The organism is Planktothrix sp. FACHB-1355 (assembly GCF_014748295.1).
Taxonomy (GTDB): Bacteria; Cyanobacteriota; Cyanobacteriia; order Cyanobacteriales; family Aerosakkonemataceae; genus Aerosakkonema; species Aerosakkonema funiforme_A.
The window spans coordinates 1-7,330 of the sequence record NZ_JACJUP010000232.1 but is presented as its reverse complement, the minus strand read 5'-3'; the positions used below and the strand labels follow the sequence as shown (position 1 = coordinate 7,330).

General features: G+C 42.8%; 6 protein-coding genes. 5 read left to right on the top strand and 1 reads right to left on the bottom strand.

All coding sequences use genetic code 11. From position 1 onward, the window contains the following. The 5 genes from H6S82_RS12300 to H6S82_RS12280 all read left to right on the top strand — a co-directional run. Window positions 1–1,618 (top strand): PAS domain S-box protein (locus H6S82_RS12300; RefSeq protein WP_191056268.1); only part of this gene is annotated, 1,618 nt, incomplete at its 5' end. Window positions 1,619–1,642: 24 nt separating this feature from the next. After that, window positions 1,643–2,038, top strand: a complete 396-nt coding sequence (locus H6S82_RS12295; protein ID WP_190462618.1) for a response regulator — start codon at window positions 1,643–1,645, stop codon at window positions 2,036–2,038. 128 nt (window positions 2,039–2,166) lie between these two features. Beyond that, window positions 2,167–2,589, top strand: a complete 423-nt coding sequence (locus H6S82_RS12290; RefSeq protein WP_190462616.1) for a response regulator — start codon at window positions 2,167–2,169, stop codon at window positions 2,587–2,589. A 433-nt stretch (window positions 2,590–3,022) separates the two neighbouring features. Continuing rightward, window positions 3,023–3,223, top strand: coding sequence for a CPCC family cysteine-rich protein (locus H6S82_RS12285; protein ID WP_190462614.1), 201 nt, complete (start codon window positions 3,023–3,025; stop codon window positions 3,221–3,223). 349 nt (window positions 3,224–3,572) lie between these two features. Then, window positions 3,573–7,079 (top strand): PAS domain S-box protein, encoded by a 3,507-nt coding sequence (locus H6S82_RS12280; protein WP_242056924.1) that lies wholly within the window; start codon window positions 3,573–3,575, stop codon window positions 7,077–7,079. 27 nt (window positions 7,080–7,106) lie between these two features. Here the strand turns inward: H6S82_RS12280 and H6S82_RS12275 are convergent. Then, window positions 7,107–7,330: MoxR family ATPase (locus tag H6S82_RS12275; RefSeq protein WP_277926404.1), on the bottom strand; the 224-nt coding region annotated here is incomplete at its 5' end.

The window sequence follows — 7,330 nt, the reverse complement described above, 5'->3', positions numbered from 1 at the left end:
AGATGGCGATCGCATTATTGGCATCAGTACCGTTTGCGAAGAAATTACCGAGCGCAAACAAGCAGAAATAGCCATACAAAAACTTAATGCCGAACTCGAACAACGAGTAATAGAAAGAACTAGAGAACTAACAGACGTAAACGCTCGTCTGTTAGTTCTTTTACTAGAAAAAGAACAAGCCTATCAATTAGTAAAAGAACAAGCCCAACTTTTAGACCTCGCCCACGATAGTATTATCACCTGGGATTTAAACTCGGTTATCACTTTTTGGAATCGGGGAGCCGAGTCTATGTATGGCTGGACAAAAGCGGAGGCATTTGGGCAAGAAACGCACAGTTTATTAAAAACCCAATTTCCTCAGCCCTTCACAGAAATTGAAACAGAACTGTTGGCAAAAGGTTACTGGGAAGGAGAACTTATTCATTTTACTAAGGACGATCGACTTATTACTGTATCCAGCCGTTGGGTTGTGCAAAAAGATGATGCCTTTAGAGCAATTAAGATACTGGAAATTAACAATGATATTAGCGAGCGCAAACAAGCAGAAGCCACGATCCGAGAAGCCGAACGACGCTGGCGATCGCTATTGGATAACGTGCAGTCGATCGTCGTCGGATTCGATCGAGCGGGAAATGTCAACTACGCCAATCCTTTTTTCTTCAGGCTCACAGGGTACACTAGCCAAGAAGTTTTAGGAAAGAATTGGTTTGAAAATTTCTTACATAGCTCTATTAAAATATCAATTAAAAGCGCTTTCTCGGAATTACTGAATCACAACAATTATCCCTATTATCAAAATCCCATATTGACCAAATCGGGTGAGGAAAAATTGATTGCTTGGAACAATACTGTCCTGCAAGATTTAGAGGGAAATATTATAGGAACCATTAGCATTGGCGAAGATATCACCGAACGACAAAAAATTGAAAAAATTAAAGACGAATTCATTAGTATTGTCAGCCACGAACTCCGCACGCCTTTAACCGCAATTCAAATGTCGCTGGGACTATTAGAAAGTGGAATTTACGATAAAAAACCAGAAAAATCTCGACGCCTAATCGAAATTGCCATACTCGATACCAATCGTTTAGTCAACCTGGTTAATGATATTTTAGATTTGGAGCGGCTAGAGTCCGGCAGCGCAGTTCTAGAGAAAACTGTTTGCAAAGCTACAGATTTGATCCAGCAAGCAATTAATGGGATACAACAGATTGCCGATCGACAACAAATCTCTCTCGCTTTTACCCCCACCGATGCAGAAGTATGGGCAGCCGCAGATGCCATCATCCAAACCTTGACAAATTTGCTCAGTAATGCGATAAAATTCTCGCCTGCCCATTCCACAGTTCGCATCAGTATCGAACATCAGACCGAGTTTGTGTTATTTCGAGTCAGCGATCGCGGACGGGGTATCCCGGCGGATAAACTAGAATTAATTTTTGGGCGATTTCAACAGGTTGATGCCTCCGATTCCCGCGAAAAAGGAGGAACTGGTTTAGGATTGGCGATCTGCCGCAGTATTATCGAACGGCATAATGGAAAAATATGGGCTGAAAGTATCTTAGGTGAAGGCAGCACTTTTTTCTTTACCCTACCCCTACCTACTATCCAATTGTAAAATCAATCTAAAATTCAAAATGGAATGACAGACAGACAGATTCTTGTAGTTGATGATGAAGAACACCTCCGCGAACTGGTGCGGGCGTGTTTGGAAGACTTAGCCGGATGGGAAACACTGGGGGCAGCATCGGGAGAGGAATGTTTTGAGATCCTCAAAACAGAACGACCTAATGCCATTTTGCTAGATATATCGATGCCGGGAATGGATGGATTTGCTGTGTACGATCGCCTCCAATCCGAGCCGGCAAACTCATCGATTCCAGTCATTCTGCTGACAGCCAAAGTCTTGCCCAGCGATCGCGTCAGATTCGATCGCATGGGAGTAGCTGGAGTAATTGCCAAACCGATCCGACCCACCATCCTGACGGAAGAAGTGGCAGAGATTTTAGGATGGGAATATAACTTTCATAGTTTGTAGATAGAAAAAAATCTTTATTAATTCCTTACCTTTTTGAGCTAGCCTCTTTTTATGCAACTCCAGGCTAGTTGCTTCCCATAGGAGAAAATTTCCTGCTGACCTATATGAATACTTTCCCAATGGTTAAAATGACCGCCAACAGAATTTTACTTATTCACAAAGAACCCAATATACGGGAGATAATCCAGGCTTGCTTGACTGATTTAGGCGGTTGGAACGTGCGATCTGTTAGTTCAAGTTTAGAAGGCTTGCGACAGGCAAGTCTAGATCGGCCAGATGCGATTATTTTGGAATTTTGCCTAAATGAGATAGACGGTTTGCTATTTGTCAAGCACCTTAAAAAACAACCTGAAACTGAGAAAATTCCTGTGGTGCTATTAGCTCTCAGATCCAAATGGGTTGATTTCCAACATATTTGGTTCCAACGATATCAACTGCAAGTAGTGATTTTGAACCCGATCGATCCAGTCATGCTTACCGTTCAAATTGCCAATGTCTTGGGATGGAAGATAAATTCTGAGATCGATCGCAAGGACGATCTATACTGCTAAAACAGTGTTTGCCATACGCTTTTTACATTATCGCATATTTTGAGCGATTGCAGTACCATCAAAAATCAAGGCTCGATCTCGCGCTCTCTGCCGTTAATTTATTACGAAATATATAGATTTTGTTCTATACATTAACAAAGTTATATTTTTTACCAAATCTTTATTTTCTAGCTCTACAGTAAGTTTATTCGTGGTGCAACTGAGCTTAACGCTTCTCGATCGACACTATGTTTCTCGCAATACTGCTCGGTTAGGCATTTCTGTAAGATAGAGGCGCGTTGGCGTAGGCTGCCGTAGGTATTAGCATTTGGGCGTAAAATTTATGATTTTGGGCGATCGATTGTCGCTCAAATGCGAGAGCCCCTGATCTTATCCGAGCAGAATTGATATTTCTCGTGTCATCAAAGTTGCTTTTTTAATAAACGAGGTTTTTATGACAGACTGTCCCTGCTGCTCGCATCAAATGCTGCGTCACATCCGCCACCAAGATGTCTATTGGTTTTGTCGTCACTGCTGGCAAGAAATGCCAGTTTATGAACTTCACAGAAAGAGTTTATCGACATCTGCAAATTTGGTTACAATAGCAAGTATAAAGAAACAACTTTCTTCGTTAGGGGGTAAGTTAAATGTTTAATTTGTGCTTTGCCAAAGTGTAAGCATTCAGCTATCAGCCGTCAGCTAATGCAACTGAGAACGCTTAAGTTTTCGGCTCTTTTGTGAAACTGTTGACGGTTAATTCCTCTCCAAGTTCTACGCTGATACCTGACAGCTGAATGCTGACGCCAAAGTTTAGCAAGCTTTATCCCGTCTATAGCTTCGAGCGTTTGTTTTGTCAAATTATTATAATCGATACAGCCTGTAATTTTCAAGTTTTTCAATCAGATGTTGGGAACATTTAATTTACTATATTAAGGCAATTAATATAAAATATTCCTATACTAGAAATACACGATATGTTTATGAGGCTCGCTCGAATTAAACTAATGATAACCTTATGCAAAACACTTATTAAAAGACTGCTACCTCTACTGTTTGGTGTGCTGGCTTCTGTTGTCGTCTTACTTTTATGGCAACAGCTAAACACCAAAGAACAACTTCATATTGAGCAGCTAATTCAGCAAGAAGCCAATGCGATCGAGTCAGAACTGAGCAAAGAATTATCAATACGAATGCTGGCACTTCGGCAAATGGCAACTCGCTGGCAAGTGAGTGGCGGTAAATCACAAGCTCTTTGGCAAGCCGATGCTGATGCTTATATACAATATTTTTATGGTTGTCAAGCGATCGAATGGGTCGATTCATCATTTAAAGTGCGGTGGGTGTTACCGCTAGCGGGAAATGAAGCAGCAAAAAACTTAGATTTGAGTCGGGAACTTCGTCGCAAAATCACTTTGCAGGTAGCTCGCGATTTGCGCGAACCTATCTTAACGCGCCATATTTCACTAGCTCAAGGTGGAAAAGGATTTTTGGCAATATTTCCTTTATTTGTAGGAAACCGTTTTGATGGGTTTATTCTCGGAGTATTTCGTTTTCAAACTTTATTTGAAAGTATTCTAAAAGTCCCAATCGGCTATAATATTGCCATTTACGATAGCGCAGATTTAATTTACAGCAAAGGGATTCCATCTCCATCTTTACTTCGGAAAACGGTTGTAGTTAGAGCATATAATGCAGACTGGCGGATAGAAGTTTCTCCAACTCCAGCATTAATAGCAAATGTGAAATCTCCCTTACCAAATGTCGTGTTAATAGGCGGCTTAGTTTTAGTTTGGCTATGTGCCTTGGTAGTGCATCTAATCCAAATTAGCGAACGCCAAATCTATCAATTTAAAAAAGCCAATCTTAAGTTGCAAAGGGAAATTCACCAGCGACAACAAGCAGAAATTAGCTTAGCGAGATTAGCTGCGATCGTAGAATCTTCAGAAGATGCCATTATCAGCAAAAACTTAGAAGATGTAATTACAAGCTGGAATGTCGGGGCAGAGCAAATTTTTGGTTACACAGCCGCCGAAATAATCGGAGAATGTGGCAAAAAATTGATTCCAGGAGAATATCAAGAAGAAGAAACCAAAATCCTCCAGAAAATTAGGCGAGGAGAACGCATCAAACACTACGATACCAAGCGACTGAAAAAAGATGGAACCTTAATCGATGTTTCCATAAGCGTTTCGCCAATAAAAGACAAAACAGGCAATATAATTGGAGCTTCAAAGATTGCCCGGAATATTGCCGATCGCAAACAAGCAGAGTTAGAAATTCAACAAACTCGCAATTTCTTACAAGCGCTGCTAGATCATCTACCAGTTGCGATTTTTGTCAAGGATGGACATCCTGAAAACTTTGGTGTATTTCAGTTTTGGAATAAAACTAGCGAACAGTTATTTGGGATTTCAGCCGCACAAGCGCTCGGCAAAAGTGACTGTGACTTTTTTCCTATCGAACAAGCAAACTTTTTCTTCCAAAAAGATAAAGAAGTCTTTGCCAAGGGCACTGTCCAAGATATTCGCGAAGAAGTCATCGATAGTCACAATCTCGGTAAACGTTGGCTGCATACCGTCAAGATTCCCATTTATGACGATCGGAATCAACCGGATTATCTGCTTGGTTTTTCAGAAGATATCACCGATCGCAAACAAGCAGAAGCAGAACTGCGAGAAATGAGTCACGTGATGGAAAATGCCCTTTCCGGCATTTCCAAACTGGATCGGCAAGGACATTACCTTTACGTCAATAAAGCTTATGCTGACATGACAGGCTATCAGCCAGAAGAAATAATCGGGATGCCCTGGCAAAATACCGTACATCCCGATGAATTGGAAAAACTGGTTGCCGCCTATTGGCAGATGATGCAAGACGGCAGAGTTGAAGTTGAAACCAAAGGGATTCGCAAAGACGGTTCGATTTTTGACAAACAATTGGTGATAGTAGCAACTTACGACGATCGGCACCAATTCCTGGGTCATTACTGCTTCATGAAAGATATTAGCGATCGCAAGCAAAAAGAACTGGCACTGCGACAGGCAATGGAAGCCGCAGAAGCAGCGAATTTGGCGAAAAGTATCTTCCTTGCCAATATGAGTCATGAATTACGCACTCCCCTCAACGTGATTCTAGGATTTGCCCAGGTAATGACTCGCGACCCCTCTCTAACTCCCAGCCAGCAAGAAGACCTGCAAACAATTCGTCGCAGTGGCGATCACCTCTTGAGCTTGATTAACGATGTGTTGGATCTCTCCAAAATCGAATCCGGACACAGCACCATTGAAGAGAGCGAATTTGACTTAATTTTGCTGCTGCATTCCCTCCGCAATATGTTGGCAGAACGAGCAAATTCTAAAGGAATTGACCTTTATTTCGAGATTGCGCCTGAAGTTCCCCAATTTATTCTTGCCGACGCGCAAAAACTGCGCCAAGTTTCGATCAATCTTCTGAGTAATGCGATCAAATTTACCAAACGGGGAAGTATTACTTTGTACGTCAAAACTCTGCCTTCCGATCCAGATACAGCAACTACAACTCGGCATCTTCTTCAGTTTACCGTCACTGACACTGGTGTAGGGATTGCGGCTGAAGAACTTGATACCATCTTTGATGCGTTCGTGCAAGCCCAAGCCGGAAAGCGATCGGCCAGCGGTACTGGGCTAGGTCTGAGCATTAGCCGCAAACTCTTGCAACTGATGGGCGGTGAAATTTCTGTCAGTAGCACTTTAGGGCAGGGAAGTACATTTACCTTTACCCTTCCCGTCACCGCAACTAGCGGAATTAATATTACACCCGAACCGAACGATCGCCTCGTAATTGGGTTAGCTCCCGGTCAACCGCATTATCGCATTTTGGTAGTTGACGATCGCACCGAAAATCGTTTGCCGATGGTCAGATTGCTGACACAATTGGGATTGCAGGTAAAAGAAGCGACCAACGGACAGGAAGCAGTGCAACTATGGCAAGAATGGCAACCTGACCTAACATGGATGGACATTCGGATGCCCGTGCTAGATGGATACGAAGCCACCAAGCAAATTCGGGCAATGGAAGGTGGACAGAACAGTATTATTATTGCCCTCACCGCCCAGGCTTCCCAGAGCGATCGTACCCTCGCCCTCACAGCTGGCTGCAACGACTACATCAGCAAACCCTTCCGAGAACAGACCCTATTTCTCAAGATGGCGGAATACCTGGGCTTAGAGTATGTCTATCGGGAAGAGGAAAAAGATAACTATTCCTCTTCCCTATCCTCTCTTTCCTCTCCCGCAAGTTCCCTCGATCCAAAGCTTTTGGCGGCATTGCCAGAAGAATGGCTGACTCAATTAGAAGATGCTGCGCTATGTGGAGATGATGCTGCGATCGCTAAACTCGTAGATCTACTATCCCCAGAACTCGCTCAACTCGGTACTGGTCTAATGGAACTCGCTAACCAATATCAATTTGAGCAAATTGTCAAGCTGATTCAAGGCAATTTGCCCAGCGTCATTCCTCCTAAGTATTTCTAGATGCCAAAAATTGCAATGTTAATAAAGTCACCTCGGTACAGCAACTTGATTCAATAACGAAGCAATCACAGCATCAATTTGCAACCCATCTAGCTGAGATTCCGGCCTTAAAATCAGACGATGGCGCAATAGCGGCGGCGCTACAGTTTTAATATCATCGGGAGTGACAAAATCCTTGCCATTTAGCCAAGCATAAGCTTTACTTGTTTGCAACCAAGCTACAGCCGATCGCGGCGACGCACCCAATGCTA